Genomic DNA, 14,451 nt, shown 5'->3' on the forward strand with positions numbered 1-14,451 from the left:
AATTACACTTCCTCTGTTTGGAAATCTTCTACTTGTAGTGCATCAACATCTACAGCTGCAGATTCTTCTGCTTCTTCAGATTGAGCATCATCTCTTCCACCGCTTCTTAACGCTTTACCTTCGTTAATAGCTTCTGTCATTTCGCGACAGAAAAGTTGGATAGAACGGATAGCATCATCGTTTCCAGGAATTGGGTATGTGATTAAGTCAGGGTCACAGTTTGTGTCAAGCGGAGCAACAATAGGAATACCTAAACAACGAGCTTCTAAAACAGCAATGTGCTCTTTAACTGCATCCATAACAAAAAGCATGTCAGGAAGTTTTTTCATATTGCGGATACCGCCGAAATATATCTCTAACTTCTCTTTTTGACGAATAAGCATTAGAGCTTCTTTCTTAGTTAAAAGATCTATTTGACCATTCTCTTGCATTTCAGAAATAACATCAAGTTTACGGATTGACTTTTGAATAGTTGGGAAGTTTGTAAGCATACCGCCTAGCCATCTATTGTCAACGTATGGCATTCCACAAGCGATTGCAGCGTCTCTAACTGAAGCGCGAGCCTGTTTTTTTGTTCCAACGAAAAGAACTGTTTTACCCTCATGCGCCGCATCTACAACGATTTGGTAAGTGTTACGGAAGTAACGAAGAGTTTTTTGTAAATCTATAATATAGATATTTTTACGAACACCGAAAATGTATTTTTTCATTTTTGGATTCCAACGGCGTGTTTGGTGTCCGAAGTGTACACCGCACTCCAATAGGTCTTTCATAGTTACCATCTAAGGTCCTTTAAGGGCATTTTTCAGCCAGAATTTAATCAGTTATGCTTTAGTATCGCCGAGCAATTATCCTCTAAAAAGAGGAGTTGCACTGATTTTATGGCGCATACCTGTGAATATTTTCAGATGCAAAAAAGCACATGAAAAATCCGCGAATTATACTCAAAAAAAAATTAAGCCAACCTTTCTTTATGCACTCTTGTGTATCACGGCTGTTATCTATGCTTCAATGTGTGTAGACAAAGTTCAGGACATCCGTCTCTACATCCACTACAGATATTAATAAATTTAACATATAGATATTTCTACATGTTAAAACTTCAAGCAGCTTTACCTAAAGTGCTTGAAGCGCTTCTAGCTTCTCTTTTACAACTCTTGCGTGCTCTTTTACTTTAACGTTTTTCCAGATAGCTTTTATAACACCCTCTGGATTTATAATCAGAGTCGAGCGTACAATACCCATATACTCTTTGCCGTAATTTTTCTTCAAAGCCCACACGCCGTACTCCTGCATCATTGAAGTGCTCTCATCACTAAGAAGAGTAATACTCAAATCTTTTTTATCTATAAAATCACGGTGTTTTGCAGTGCTGTCTGCACTTACTCCGATTATCACTGCATTTAGAGTGCTAAAATCGGGTGCAGCTTCGCTAAAATCACATGCCTCGGTTGTACACCCAGGAGTGTTATCTTTTGGGTAGAAGTAGAGAACTATCCACTTCCCCCTCAAATCTCTTAAACATATCTCGACATCATCCTGGTTTGGCAGACAAAAGTCCGGCGCCATGCTCTCTAATTGAACCATTTAATTCCTTTGTAAATTAATTCTCTTTTGTTTTTCCGTTTATCATAGTTGATGTAATTCCATGCTCGTCTCTTATATCTGCAACCACTACTCCCGCGATATGAAGCGGTATAAATATTAAAAAGTAGTTATAGACCAGCTCATGCAGCTCTTTTATGCTTTTTACGGTTTCCTCTGCCAAAACCAACTCCTCTTTGAGGTAGATTGAAAAACCGCTCAGTGTCATAAAAACAAGAGCAGCATACAAAATATAATAGGATATCTTCACGCCCTTTTTATGCAGCTCTAAAGAGGCAAAAGAGTCTCTTTTGCTTTTATCGAAAAACATTAGAGCGATTCTGTAAACAACCAAAAAAGCAAGAGCGTAGCCAAATATTATATGCCACTCCCACATTGGAGCGCGTATAGCCTTTGCTATTACTACTGCATCCTCTTTGAAGATATCAACACCCATCTCTGAGAGTTTGGTCATTATAATTTCAGAGTTTGTTCTATAACTCAAAAAACCTTTTCTTAGCAGTACCGTTGCAACAAGTCCTAAAATAACTATCGCATTCAGCCAGTGCCAAATTCTAAAACTTCTCGTGTACCTCATCTTAAACTCCATTGATTTATTTTATATTTTGCAAGTGGCTTAATATATAAACATCAAACAATAGACCCAAATTCCAGTCAACGATGTAAGAACAACTCCTGTAAATGTGATAAGACCCATTTTTCTGTGCCTGCCTGATTGCAACAACTTCTTTGCTCCAAAAATAGCTATTCCCCATAATACGACCGTGATTACCGCAATAATTATATGAGCAACAAGAACTATAAGAGCATAGCTGTATGAGACTCCGCTCTCTTGCATAAATGCTGAAAATCCGCCACCGACTCTTACTCCGTACTCAAAGTAAGAGAGCACTATTACCGAAAAAGCAAATATAACAATCTGAAGGTATGAGTGGGTACGATAGCGCTTCTTTACTGCAAATGAGATTGCAAAAGCCACGATAAACGGCAAAAGAGCAACTATTAGCGTCACTATATCCATAAACAGCGGTGCACGCGTTCCAAAAAAACCTGCTTCAAACATATATCCCAAATCACTACTCATTCTTTAACCTTTTTTTGTTTTTGAATATAAGCATACCACGAAGCCAATAAAACCAAAGTAAGGAGCACCGTGACAGTTATCTGTTTTAAGTATGTATCTATGAGCTCCTGATTTTCTCCGATTGCATAGCCCAGTATCACCAAAATAAAAGCCCAGATTCCAGCACCCAACGCCGTATATATAGAAAAAACCGCCAAATTCATGCGAGCTAGACCCGCAGGGATGGAGATAAGCTGACGGATTCCCGGTATTAATCTTCCGATAAAAGTAGAGATATGACCATGTTTTTCAAAATAGCTGTCCATCTTCTCTATGGCATTTTCGTTTATAAAAAAATATTTCCCGTACTTGCTGAGAATTTTTCTACCAAGAAGCAGTGCTAGGTAGTAGTTTATAAACGCTCCCGTCATTGAACCGCCAAGACCGCTTGCCATTACCAGCCCTATGCTCATCTCGCCTTTTGATGCCAAATAACCCGCGGGGATAAGAACTATCTCGCTTGGAAAGGGGATAAAAGAGCTCTCTATCGTCATAAGTACAAATATCCCAAAATATCCCCACTCAAATATTAACTCAACCAAATCGGCGGCAAGCTCTCTAAGCATTTAAAACCTCTGCTACGTCTAAAATCATCTTCTTTGCCACATCCTTGCTTGAGTGTTTTATAAGTGCGCTGCTTTTTTCTTTTAGATTTTCATCTAAGAGCAATAGAAGTTTCGCCTTTAAATCCTCAGACTCGCGCTCACACCAGCCCATGTTGTTCTCGACTATAAACCTTGCGTTATAGTATTGGTGGTCTGATGCGGCATGAGGAAAGGGAACAAAAAGCGCAGGCAGACCGTTTGCGCAAAGCTCCCACAGCGTGCTTGCACCTGAGCGGCTAACGGCCAAATCGGCCTTTGACATTAGTGATGGCATCTCTTTTGTAAAAGCGTAAAGTTCAGCTTCTACATGTAGATTTTCATACTCCTGTTTTACGCGCTCAAAATCACGCTCTCCAGCTTGATGGATGATTTTTATGCCTCTGGCTTGAAGCTCACATGCGACACTTAGAGCCAAATCATTTATCGCTTTAGCACCCTGCGAGCCGCCTAAAAAAATAACGGTTTTTATCTTCTCTCTAACTCTCTTAGCGTTGAAAAACTCATCTTTTAGAGGATAACCTTTTATGGCAGAATTTTTGTCATAAGCAGATATAAACCTCTTGGCAAAGGGTTTTAAAAGTGAGTTAAGTCTTCCCTCAACTGCATTTTGCTCATGTATAAAAAGAGGGATGAATCTGCTCAAGCTCGCAAAAGAAGCAGGAGCTGCAGAGAATCCTCCTACGCTGTAAGTCGCCTCAATCTTGTGTTTTTTCAGTATTTTTCTTGAGGCAAAAAAAGCTTTTGTTACAAGCCAAAGAGCCTTTAGCTTACTAAGCCCTCTTTGGTTTACAACCCCCGTAGTATCTAAAAAATAGACATGGCTGAATGTGCTGTGACTTTCAAAATATTTTCTATCCTGTCCGCTCTTTGAACCTATAAAAATAGCCTCATGTCCCTCTTGCACGGCAGCTTCGACCAAAGCCTCCGCAATTACCAAATGTCCGCCTGTTCCGCCGCCCGTTATGCAGATTTTCATCTTTTTTCCAATTTGTGCATGTTACTTCATTTTCACTTTTTTAGAGACCATAAGAACCATACCTATCCCGATGGAAGCTGCCAAAATAGAGGAACCTCCATAACTTAAAAATGGAACGGAAATACCCTTGATAGGCGTGATACCGCTGATACCGTACGCATTTACCAAAAATGCAAAAGCCAGAAGAAGACCTACTCCCAAACAAAAAAGATATGTCTTTGAATCTTTTGCGCGGTTTGCAATCTTGAAAATTCTCTGCAACATCCATATAAATAGTGTTACGACAACTAAAACACCGATAAAGCCAAACTCCTCGGCAAGTCCAGCCAAAACAAAGTCAGTATGAACCTCGCTCAAAAATCCAAGTTTAAAAGTTCCGTTTGAGACTCCCGCGCCGAATAAGCCGCCGTTGTGGATTGCATTTAAGGAGTGTCCTATCTGGTAAGGCTCAACCTCTGTGGGAACTCTTAGCTGTGCGGCGATTGACTCGGGGAAAATCTCCAGAATATTGTTCTGCGCCAAAGCCCACCAAGATTTTATACGCAAGATTCTATGCTCTGCGGTAAATATAAAAAACAGGAAGAAAAGCACTGCTCCTATCAGAAGCGTCAAGAAGAACCTAAAACTACTTCCCGCAAACATAAGCATAAAAAGCAGGGTAAGCCCTAATACCACAACTTGACCTAAGTCATTTTGAACAAAGGCGATAACAAACATCGCTCCTATAAAAACGATGCCGTAAGGTGCAAAACGGATATATTCCTCTTTTACGCCCATGCCGCCGTGATGCCCAAGTTTTCTCGAAAAGCTCCATGCCAAGAAATATACAAAGCCGATTTTAAAAAATTCAACCGGCGCGAAAGAAAAACCAAAAAGCTTTATCCATCTCTTTGCTCCGCCAACCGCAGAGACCAAAAACTCCGGCAAAAACGGCATGGCTATCATAAGTATCGTTGAGCCGATAAAGAGAGTAAATCCTATCGGGGTAAGATGTTTATCGGGATCTCCCTGAGCCAAAAGCCAGATGATAAATATGCTTAAAAATCCAAAAACAGCCTGTCTCAAAGCAAAGTGGAACTGGTTTACTTCAAAAAGCAGTGTGATATATGCCGAGAGCGAATATATCAGAACTACACTGATGCCGATAAGAACCGATACGAGGGTAAAGAGTTGTCTATCTGCCACTGAGTTACTTTATTTTGTTGATTTTTAGTACAAATTCAACTTCTGCTTTAGATAAATGGAGCTCTTTTGAGATGTTTTCAAGAGTGATTCCCTGCTTGTAGCGCGATATGATTTTTTCGTCATCGTTTCCGTGGATTGACGCAGGGATAGATATCTGTTTTACTCCGCTCTCAAGCGATGAGATTCTTGCGTCTATATGCTCATCTATCCTTTGCACGCTCTCTTCTAGTCTCTTAAGCGAGAGTGAAATCGGCTTTACCATGTCATAAACGGTTCTCTCGACCTCTTGATAAATCTCCTCATCGGTCATTCTTGAGCTATTTTTTTTGATGCTAATCTGAGTATCACCAAGCTTTTTTTTGAGGTAAAAAATCTCTCTGTTTAGCTCTTCTGCGACCGTTGCAACGGCGCGGATATTTTTGTTATACTCTGAATCTTTTGTAAATACGTAGTAGATAAGATACAAAATCATAGCTGCCATCGCAACCACTAGATACTCTACGTTTATAGCTTCAAGATTAAGATTCATTCTTTAGCCTCTTTTGCTTCACGGATAAGAACCCTCTCTCTTGCCGTCAGATATACGCTCCACTCTCTCTCGTCGCGCTCATGCATCTTTGTGATTTTGGCAAGCGATTTGTCCAAAGCGGTAAAAAAAACTGCCACATCTCTCTTTGGGTGCACAGGCATCATAACTCTGCCGTAATACTCCGCGCCCTCTTGCAAGAGCTCCTCAGAGAGTTTAAAATGCTCAAAACCTATGGACTCTATCTCGGCACTGCTTGCAAGAGATACTCTCTTTGGCTCCTCATTTTTCAAAAAGCGCTCCAGTGCGTCTACTTTTCTGTGAAGCTCAACCATAAGGTTTAACAAAACCGGGTCTGTATCTGATGTCTCGCCTTTTGCGCGAGCAATTTTGAGCCACTGACTTATAGGGTCGTCATCACTCTCGCTTAACTGCTGATACTCTCTTATATAAGCCTCTTTATCTGCTGCAGCGAAGCTAAAAACTATTTCAATCGGTGCTTTTACTAATCTTACGCTCATAACAAAACCTTTTCCAAAACAATCAGGATAAAAAATGCAATGCCGAGATAGCCGTTTACCGTAAAAAAGGCGCGGTCAATTTTTGTAAAATCTTTTCTTACCAGATAGTGCTCATACCCAAGCATAAAAGCGCTGAGCATAACCGCGCTGTAGGCAAATATGCCAAGCCCCGCAACCCATACGAACAAAAACCAAAATATTATCGTAAGCAGGTGAAAAAAAGCGGAGATTTTAAGCGTAACATCCGCGCCGTATTTTGAAGGGATTGAGTGCAGTCCTCTCTCTTTGTCAAACTCCATATCCTGTAATGAGTACAATAGGTCAAACCCAGCCACCCAAAATATTACGCCAAGACTTAACATAACCGACCACGGTGTTATCTCGGCACTTACCGCAACAACTCCCGCTATCGGGGCAAGTCCCAACGATATGCCCAAAACAACGTGTGCAAGCGATGAAAATCTCTTGAAGTAGGAGTAGCTGCCCAAAACAAGAAGGATAGGAAAGCTTAGAGCAAAAGCAAGCGGGTTTATCAAATATGCAGCCCCAACAAAAACAAAAGCGTTAACAGCGGTAAATATGAGAATCGAGCCTGCATCAAGTCTTCCGTCAACATTTGGTCTTGAGAGTGTTCTTGGATTTTGCGCGTCAATGTCTCTGTCGGCAAATCTGTTAAGCCCCATCGCGAAATTTCTGGCACTGATTGCTGCAAAAACGCCTAAAACAAGGAGCATTGTGCCGAACCATCCATCGGCTGCGACTACCATGGCTATAAAGATAAAAGGAAGCGAAAAAATAGAGTGTTCAAACATCACTAGTTCATTAAAATCTCTGAGTTTGTTTATATATCGCTTCAAATTAAACCTTAGAATTATTTTTGTTTGATTTTACCCAAAGTTGATTTAAAATTGCTATAATTTTGCCATGACTCAACTCGCACTTATAGGTCCTACAGCATCAGGAAAAAGTGATTTAGCAACTAAAATCGCCAAAAAAATAGATGCCTACATTCTCTCCATAGATTCACTAAGCATATACAAAGAGATTGACATAGTATCCGCCAAACCCTCTAAAGCAGAGCTAAGAGAGGTTAAACACTTCGGCATAGACCTGCTTAATCCTGATGAGTACTTCAGCGTTGATATTTTTATAAATCTATACAAAGATGTAATTTCTACATGTAAAAAAAATAAAAAGAACCTCATCATCGTCGGAGGCACATCTTTTTACCTAAAATCGCTCGTTAGCGGGCTTTCAGAGATTCCAAAAATAACCAAAGAGATATCTTTACATGTAGAAAAAAAACTCAAAGATTTGCACGGGTGTTGGGAGATTTTATATAACTTGGACAAAGAGTATGTGAAAAACATATCGCCATCCGACAGATACAGAATAGAAAAAGCGCTCCTTATTTATGAGGCTTCTGGGCTTCCTCCAAGCGAATGGTTTAGGCTAAATCCTCCAAAACCGACAATAGAAAACCTCCCTATCTACAATATAGAAGTTGAGAGAGAAGTTTTAAAAGAGAGGATTAAAAAACGCACTCTAAAGATGGTTGAGTCTGGTTTAATAGATGAAGTTTGCCGACTAGAGCAGCGCTACACAAGGCTTCCTCACTCCATGAACTCCATCGGGATAGTGGAAGTTTTGGAGTATCTTGATGGCAAAGTGACACTTGAGCAGATGATTGGAAATATCTCAACTCACACGGCGCAGCTTGCAAAGAGACAGCAGACGTTCAACCGCACTCAGTTTGAAAATATCATCAGCGCGCCGCTTGAAGAGTTCTCAAATAAGCAAATCTGGGGTATAAGTTGATAAAGAGAGTAAAAAAATATACAACCACAAACAGTTTGGTTCTTCTTGCCATTCTCTCTGGCGCGCTTTTTGGAGTTTTCTTCCCAGAGCTGGCTTTGGAGCAAAAAATCATAGGTTCTATATTTATTTCGTTTTTAAAAATGCTGGTTGTTCCGCTCGTTTTTGCAAGCATTTTTACGGCCATTATAGGGCTTGGCTCTCTGGAGCATCTCAAAAAAATCGCTCTTAAAACACTTCTGCTCTACATCTTTACAACATCTCTGGCAGTTTTGGCGGCTATTGTTGCTATGAATATTTTTTCAGTGGGAGAAAGTGTAGAGAGTGCAGGACTTAGCTATGAAAAAGCAGCCGCGATAGAGCCTTTTTCTCTCTCGGCTATGGTGCTTAGTTTTATCCCGACAAATATTTTTTCAGCTCTGAGCGAGGGCTCTATGATGCAAATCATAGTGTTTGCAATACTGCTTGGAGTTGCTTCGCTTTACCTAAAACCAAGTGAGCAAAAATCTATGTTTGATTTTTTCTCAGCACTAAATGGCGCCATGTTGAAAATAGCAGGGTGGATTATTCTTCTGACACCCATCGGCGTTTTTAGTCTAATCTCTTACGTCATAGCCCAGCAGGGAATAGATGTTGTTTTGGGCTTGTGGAAATACATGCTGGTAGTTGTTGGTGTCATCGTTTTTCACGCGCTCATTACTCTTCCCGCACTCTTGGCATACTTGGCGAAAGTCAATCCTTACCGCTATCTCTCAGACGTACGAGAAGCTTCCATTATGGCATTTTCAACCGCTTCTTCAGCGGCTACACTTCCCGTGTCTATGAAAGTAGTTAAAGAGATGGGTGGAGTAGATGGAAAAACTGCCTCTTTTGTTCTGCCTTTGGGTGCTACAGTTTCTATGGACGGAACGGCTGCATATCTCTGTGTTGCAGTACTATACATCGCAAATCTTGCAGGTGTGGAGCTTGCTTTTGGCGAGCAGGTTTTGCTTGGAGTTACCGTTGTAGCTTTGAGTATAGGTGTTGCAGCACTGCCTAGTGCCTCTTTGGTTATGCTGGTTGTTATTTTAAATCAAGTTGGTTTGCCTGTTGAGTATATCGCCCTGATTGTCGCGGTGGATAGAATTTTAGATATGTGCAGAACTTCGCTAAATGTCACTTCTGATTTGGTTGTGACAAAGATTGTCGATGAGTATGAAAAAAGAGGCCGCACGCTCTCAAGCACCGCCTCTTAATTTAAAAAAACTTTTATCTCCTTCGCTATCTCATCAACGGCTTCGATCGCTTTTTTGTAAAGCACTTTTGAGAAGTAGGCGTCGTTTATGGCAACGCTTGGCTCATAGTTGTTTAAAATCGACCTTGTAGCAAACTGCGCCATTGTGTTTACGCCTATGACATTGCCACTTGTGCCGATAACGACAAAGAGTTCGCAATCCTGAATATGTCTGTTTAGCTCCTCGTACATGGACGCAGCTTGCAAAGAGACAGCAGACGTTCAACCGCACTCAGTTTGAAAATATCATCAGCGCGCCGCTTGAGGATTTGGAAGAACTTATACTATCTTCTATACATTCTCAAAAGTAATCGTATTCTTTACGTTTTTTTTACTTTTATATAGAGCCGAATCAGCAATATTTAACAGCTCTCGAACAGCAATTTCTCTTCTTAATATATCCACATGAACAACACCAAAACTCATAGTTATAAATTTTGATATATCACTAAACGAATGTTCTATATTCAGTTCCTCTATATCTTTTTTTGCTTTTTGAACAAGCTTTAACGCACTATCTTTAGGTGTTACAATCAAAATGAAAACAAACTCCTCTCCTCCATATCTAGCTACAATATCTGTTTGTCGGTTGAAAGTCTGTTTTAAAACATTGGCTACGGAGCGTATTGCCTCATCTCCTTTTATATGACCATAGTTATCGTTATACAATTTAAAATTATCTATATCGCATATACCCAATGTAAAACTGGTACCACCCCTCGATGCTCTGTCATATTCAATCTGCAGATTATCATCGAAATATCTTCTATTATACAAACCGCTCAATCCATCCGTAGTAGCAAGTCTGTCAAGTTCAACATTCCTTTGATTTAACTCTTGCAGCATTGCGACTTCCGTACTAATATCTTTAAAGACAACTACAGCTCCATCGTCTTCAAAAGGGGAGATGCTAAGGCTAAGATGGATTGAAGTTCCATCTTTTTTAGTAATTTGCTTTTTTACAACTCTCTTTTTTTTATCTTTTATAGTTTTAGATACCGGGCATGTCTCTTTTGCATATGTGTGATTTTTTAATGCACCATCATAAAACATAGTCTCAACGCTTCTACCTAAGACCTCGTGTTTTAGCATATCTAACATCTCAAGAGCAGTCTCATTTATGGATAAGCAGTTTCCATTGTTATCAACAGTGTAGACACCATAACCTACCGCATCTAACAATAAATTGTTTTGTAACTGGTGACGTAATCTATTATTCAAACTATTACTGTAAAATTTACTTTTTTGTAATAAATATAAAACTAATATAATCAATAAAAGTAAAGCTGTCTCTGTAATCACCCTTGCAATCTCCTTTCATGTAAAATATACTATATATAGTAATACTATATATAATATTGTTATCTATGATTATAAAATATTATAATTCTAGCCAGTTGTAATTATATATTTGTAAACTTAAAAAGTTTAATATTAACGTTAAAAAGTAGTTGAAATGAAAAAACTTTCCATAACCGATGAAGAAGAACTAAGAGATTTCTATAAAACAGTCTCTGAAAATGTCAGAGCAATAAGAAAACAGAGAAATAAGCCTCAGCTTGATTTGGTCTTAGAGATGGGTCTTAGATCAATATCATTTTACAGTAAATGCGAAAATCTAAAAGATAATCACCATTTTAACCTAGAGCATATATATAAAATAGCGGTCGCACTCAATGTTGATATTTTAGAGTTTTTTAACGGTATCAGTACTATAAAAGAAGATCCCTAACTTAAAAAACTCTCTATCTCCTGCAATATCTCATCAACGGCTTCGGTCGCTTTTTTGTAGAGCACTTTTGAGAAGTAGGCATCATCTATGGCACTGCTAGGCTCATAGTTGTTTAAAATCGACCTTGTAGCAAACTGCGCCATTGTATTTACCCCAATGACATTGCCGCTTGTGCCGATGACGACGAAAAGCTCACAATCCTGAATATGTCTGTTTAGCTCCTCATACATGGGCGCTGCTTCGCCGAAAAAGACGATGTTTGGTCTAAGTTTTGAGTTACATGTAAGACATCTTCCGCCGTTAAACTCATTTTGATTTTTATAACCTATGTCAAAAACTTTTCCGCAGTTTGAGTTTTGACATCTAAGCTGTGTCAAAAAACCGTGCAGATGAATAACATCCTCGGATTTAAGCCCTGCTTTTTCAAAAAGATTGTCCACGTTTTGAGTAATAACCGCTATCTCTTTTTTGTACATGTTCTTTAGCTCGGCTACTCTTTTGTGTGCGTAGTTTGGCTCTTTGCTCTCTAGCTCCGCTCTTCTTTTGTCGTAAAACTCTATGGTTGCATCTTCGTGCTTTTGCATGCTGTCGTAGTTGCAAACAACGCTGACATCGTACTCATCCCAAAGCCCGCCGCTGTCCCTAAATGTACTTATGCCCGACTCAGCACTTATCCCCGCACCGCTTAAAATCAAAACTTTTGCCATCTGTTTTTCTCCGTCAGACCTTAATTTTTAACATCTTCGCCGTAGCCTCTAAATGCTCTATAAAATCTTCTTCTACTTTTGAGAGTTCATTTTTTGTTTTTTCTTTGTATGACATGTACTCTTTATTTACCTTTTCTATAGCTTTTTCATGGCTGATTGTGCCAGCGTGAGAGAGTATATCTTTACCCGTCATTTTCAAAAAATCATCCAATCTTGCTATCCAGTCTTTCATGTACATCGGGGTTTTACTCATCGCTTGAATCTCTGCCATCTCTATATATGCCGTTACCATACGATTTAAAAGAGTTAGTTCATCAACATTCAGATAGTTTTTGGCTATCTCTGCTTCTTGTTTTGTTGGTTTGCTGCCTTTAAAGTTGGTAAGCCCAATATTTGGCTTTGTGCTGTCTGCTCTTTGATAAACTATCTCCGCTGCCGTGTTGCCATGAACTGCCCAGTGCATTTTGTTCTGCACCGTTTGAAAAAAGAGCATAGAACTCTCCGCTTTTGGGTCGTAGTCTATACTTGTGGCATAGATGTCTAGTACCTTTCTCCAAAATACTTTCTCACTGCTTCGTATATCTCGGATGCGTTCTAAAAGTTCTTCAAAATAGTTTCCGCCACCTGCTTGTTTCAAGAGTTCATCATTCATAGTAAAACCTTTGATGATGTACTCTTTGAGCCGTGCTGTTGCCCATTGACGGAACTTCGTACCTTGAAGCGATTTTACTCTGTAGCCTATGGAGATGATGACATCTAGGTTGTAGAAGTTAGTAGGTTTTGTAGAAAAATCGGAATTTCCGATTTTTCTCATGCTCTCATCTTTTTCAAGCTCAGCTTCTTTATAAATATTTAAAATATGTTCATTAATTGTTGAGCGGCTTTTTTGAAAAAGTTCTGCCATTTGGTCTATATTTATCCAAACAGTTTCATCTTCAAGTCGTGTTTGGATTTTGGTCTGCCCGTCTTCGGTTTGGTAGATGAGGATGTTTGATTGTGAGTTCATTTTATTTTTCATGCTTCAACCTCTGTAAAATCTCCAAAGCTTCCATCTCAAACTTAGAAAATGCAAACCACTTTTTGCCGAGGTCTTTGAGACTTGTTCCTATGTGGTAAATCTCTTTTTCATCAAGTATCAAAAATCTGTCGTGAGCTTTTTTGAACTCATATAGTTCTATATTTTGATACTGGGAATTGTATTTTTGAAAATCCAAACGCAGCTGTTTTGAAATGCTCTGAGTGTAGATTTTTATCTTTAAATTTTGGTATTTACTAAAGAGTGTAAAAACCGTATCGTCTATGTAGTTATCTATAATAACCACTTCATCTTTTGCACTTTTTAACAAATCGTTCACAAAAATATAGGCATCATACATCTGCCCGTCAAAAAGTATTCCTTGTTTTTGTTTTAGCGTTGTGCTTTCAAGTGAATTTGAGATATTTTCTACTTTTGACTTTAAAAGCACCACCTCATTTTCAAGCTCTTTAAATCTTTGGTTTGTTATTTTTTCGGAGTTTATTACATATCCGTCGGTAATGTAATTTTTGAGTACTTTTGTTGCCCATTGTCTGAACTGTACCCCTTTTTGCGATTTTACCCGATAGCCCACTGAAATAATGACATCCAAACTATAGTATTCAACATTGTATGTTTTGCCATCATGAGCAGTTGTCGCAAAATTTGCGACAACTGAAAACTTTTCAAGTTCCCCATCACTAAATACATTGCCGATATGCTTCCCTATGGTTTTTACATCTCTACCGAATAGCTCTGAAATTTGATGTCTATTGAGCCATACCGTATCATTTTTAACAGACACATCAAGCTCAAGCTCACCGTCATTATAAATAATCAAATCTGATTTATTTAGTTTATCCATTTACTTTGTTCCTTTTATTCCCGTTCTCATCAAAACTTACGACATGTAGAAATAGTTTTTTTATAGTCTCTTCATTAATAACTGATATTTTATGCATAACCAATCCTAGATACTTTTATTTATCATGGCGTAAAAATAAAAATTCATTTAAAAATATGACATTTTGCAATGATTTTTTCTATATGTAGTAAAAAGTGAAACTCTGACCCGCTTTATCCATTCCCGACTCAGCGCTTATTCCCGCACCGCTTAAAATCAAAACTTTTGCCATCTGTTTTTCTCCATCAGACCTTAATTTTTAATGCCTTTATATCTTTTATTTATTGAGACCACTTATTAATATCTTTAAAAATTTCATCATTGTTAAAATCATAAACTGCAAAAAACGGTTCAAATCGGACACTAATGTCGGTTGAGTTCGGACAGTGATGTCGGTTCTAATCGGACAGTGGTGTCGGAAATGATTCGGACACTTTGGAGTAAAAACCGACACTTAAGTTTAA

18 protein-coding genes are annotated in these 14,451 nt (G+C 38.8%); 3 read left to right on the forward strand and 15 right to left on the reverse strand.

What is annotated here, in order from left to right; all coding sequences use genetic code 11:
* Window positions 1-2 precede the first annotated feature (2 nt).
* The 10 genes from rpsB to mqnP form a co-directional block, all read right to left on the reverse strand.
* Window positions 3-782, reverse strand: coding sequence for a 30S ribosomal protein S2 (rpsB, locus tag K0A91_RS05880; RefSeq protein WP_295008935.1), 780 nt, complete (start codon window positions 780-782; stop codon window positions 3-5).
* Window positions 783-1,116: 334 nt separating this feature from the next.
* Complete coding sequence (gene bcp, locus K0A91_RS05885) at window positions 1,117-1,587, reverse strand: thioredoxin-dependent thiol peroxidase (RefSeq protein WP_295008936.1); 471 nt, start codon at window positions 1,585-1,587, stop codon at window positions 1,117-1,119.
* 16 nt (window positions 1,588-1,603) lie between these two features.
* Window positions 1,604-2,194, reverse strand: coding sequence for a cytochrome b/b6 domain-containing protein (locus K0A91_RS05890; RefSeq protein ID WP_295008938.1), 591 nt, complete (start codon window positions 2,192-2,194; stop codon window positions 1,604-1,606).
* A 27-nt stretch (window positions 2,195-2,221) separates the two neighbouring features.
* A complete protein-coding gene (locus K0A91_RS05895) occupies window positions 2,222-2,689 on the reverse strand; it encodes a DUF420 domain-containing protein (RefSeq protein ID WP_295008939.1) in 468 nt (155 codons plus the stop codon).
* The gene (locus K0A91_RS05900) at window positions 2,686-3,294 is read right to left on the reverse strand and encodes a DedA family protein (RefSeq protein ID WP_295008941.1); all 609 of its coding nucleotides are present in this window, start codon (window positions 3,292-3,294) and stop codon (window positions 2,686-2,688) included. Before K0A91_RS05900 ends, K0A91_RS05895 begins: the two co-directional genes overlap by 4 nt.
* Window positions 3,287-4,309: an undecaprenyldiphospho-muramoylpentapeptide beta-N-acetylglucosaminyltransferase gene (murG, locus tag K0A91_RS05905; RefSeq protein ID WP_295008942.1), complete on the reverse strand. Its 1,023-nt coding sequence runs from the start codon at window positions 4,307-4,309 to the stop codon at window positions 3,287-3,289. Before murG ends, K0A91_RS05900 begins: the two co-directional genes overlap by 8 nt.
* Window positions 4,310-4,330: 21 nt before the next feature.
* Window positions 4,331-5,494, reverse strand: a complete 1,164-nt coding sequence (locus K0A91_RS05910; RefSeq protein WP_295008944.1) for an FtsW/RodA/SpoVE family cell cycle protein — start codon at window positions 5,492-5,494, stop codon at window positions 4,331-4,333.
* Between the two features lie 4 nt (window positions 5,495-5,498).
* The gene (locus K0A91_RS05915; protein WP_295008946.1) at window positions 5,499-6,023 is read right to left on the reverse strand and encodes a hypothetical protein; all 525 of its coding nucleotides are present in this window, start codon (window positions 6,021-6,023) and stop codon (window positions 5,499-5,501) included.
* Window positions 6,020-6,541: a hypothetical protein gene (locus tag K0A91_RS05920; RefSeq protein ID WP_295008948.1), complete on the reverse strand. Its 522-nt coding sequence runs from the start codon at window positions 6,539-6,541 to the stop codon at window positions 6,020-6,022. The genes K0A91_RS05915 and K0A91_RS05920 overlap by 4 nt, the downstream gene beginning before the upstream one ends.
* On the reverse strand, window positions 6,538-7,398 hold the full coding sequence (mqnP, locus tag K0A91_RS05925) for a menaquinone biosynthesis prenyltransferase MqnP (protein WP_295008950.1): 861 nt from the start codon (window positions 7,396-7,398) through the stop codon (window positions 6,538-6,540). Before mqnP ends, K0A91_RS05920 begins: the two co-directional genes overlap by 4 nt.
* A gap of 67 nt (window positions 7,399-7,465) precedes the next feature.
* Here mqnP and miaA point away from each other — a divergent pair, with 67 nt between their 5' ends.
* Window positions 7,466-8,359, forward strand: coding sequence for a tRNA (adenosine(37)-N6)-dimethylallyltransferase MiaA (miaA, locus tag K0A91_RS05930; protein ID WP_295008952.1), 894 nt, complete (start codon window positions 7,466-7,468; stop codon window positions 8,357-8,359).
* Window positions 8,356-9,591 carry a dicarboxylate/amino acid:cation symporter gene (locus tag K0A91_RS05935; protein ID WP_295008954.1) on the forward strand — a complete coding sequence of 412 codons (1,236 nt, stop codon included), beginning with the start codon at window positions 8,356-8,358 and terminating at the stop codon, window positions 9,589-9,591. The genes miaA and K0A91_RS05935 overlap by 4 nt, the downstream gene beginning before the upstream one ends.
* On the opposite strand, the gene K0A91_RS05940 is transcribed toward K0A91_RS05935, so the two are convergent.
* On the reverse strand, window positions 9,588-9,821 hold the full coding sequence (locus K0A91_RS05940; RefSeq protein ID WP_295008956.1) for a hypothetical protein: 234 nt from the start codon (window positions 9,819-9,821) through the stop codon (window positions 9,588-9,590). The two genes, K0A91_RS05935 and K0A91_RS05940, sit on opposite strands and share 4 nt — an antisense overlap.
* Before the next feature lie 99 nt (window positions 9,822-9,920).
* On the reverse strand, window positions 9,921-10,811 hold the full coding sequence (locus K0A91_RS05945) for a GGDEF domain-containing protein (RefSeq protein ID WP_295008958.1): 891 nt from the start codon (window positions 10,809-10,811) through the stop codon (window positions 9,921-9,923).
* 274 nt (window positions 10,812-11,085) lie between these two features.
* Between K0A91_RS05945 and K0A91_RS05950 the strand changes: the two genes are divergently transcribed.
* Window positions 11,086-11,361, forward strand: coding sequence for a helix-turn-helix transcriptional regulator (locus tag K0A91_RS05950; RefSeq protein WP_295008959.1), 276 nt, complete (start codon window positions 11,086-11,088; stop codon window positions 11,359-11,361).
* On the opposite strand, the gene K0A91_RS05955 is transcribed toward K0A91_RS05950, so the two are convergent.
* Genes K0A91_RS05955 through rhuM form a run of 3 tightly spaced genes read right to left on the reverse strand, consistent with a single transcriptional unit; the run spans window position 11,358 to window position 13,948 of the window.
* Window positions 11,358-12,068, reverse strand: a complete 711-nt coding sequence (locus K0A91_RS05955; protein ID WP_295008961.1) for a Sir2 family NAD-dependent protein deacetylase — start codon at window positions 12,066-12,068, stop codon at window positions 11,358-11,360. The genes K0A91_RS05950 and K0A91_RS05955 overlap by 4 nt on opposite strands.
* Window positions 12,069-12,081: 13 nt before the next feature.
* On the reverse strand, window positions 12,082-13,086 hold the full coding sequence (locus K0A91_RS05960) for a virulence RhuM family protein (RefSeq protein ID WP_295008963.1): 1,005 nt from the start codon (window positions 13,084-13,086) through the stop codon (window positions 12,082-12,084).
* Window positions 13,076-13,948 (reverse strand): RhuM family protein, encoded by an 873-nt coding sequence (rhuM, locus tag K0A91_RS05965; protein WP_295008965.1) that lies wholly within the window; start codon window positions 13,946-13,948, stop codon window positions 13,076-13,078. Before rhuM ends, K0A91_RS05960 begins: the two co-directional genes overlap by 11 nt.
* Window positions 13,949-14,451: the final 503 nt, after the last annotated feature.

It is taken from the genome of Sulfurimonas sp. (assembly GCF_019429335.1).
Taxonomy (GTDB): domain Bacteria; phylum Campylobacterota; class Campylobacteria; order Campylobacterales; family Sulfurimonadaceae; genus Sulfurimonas.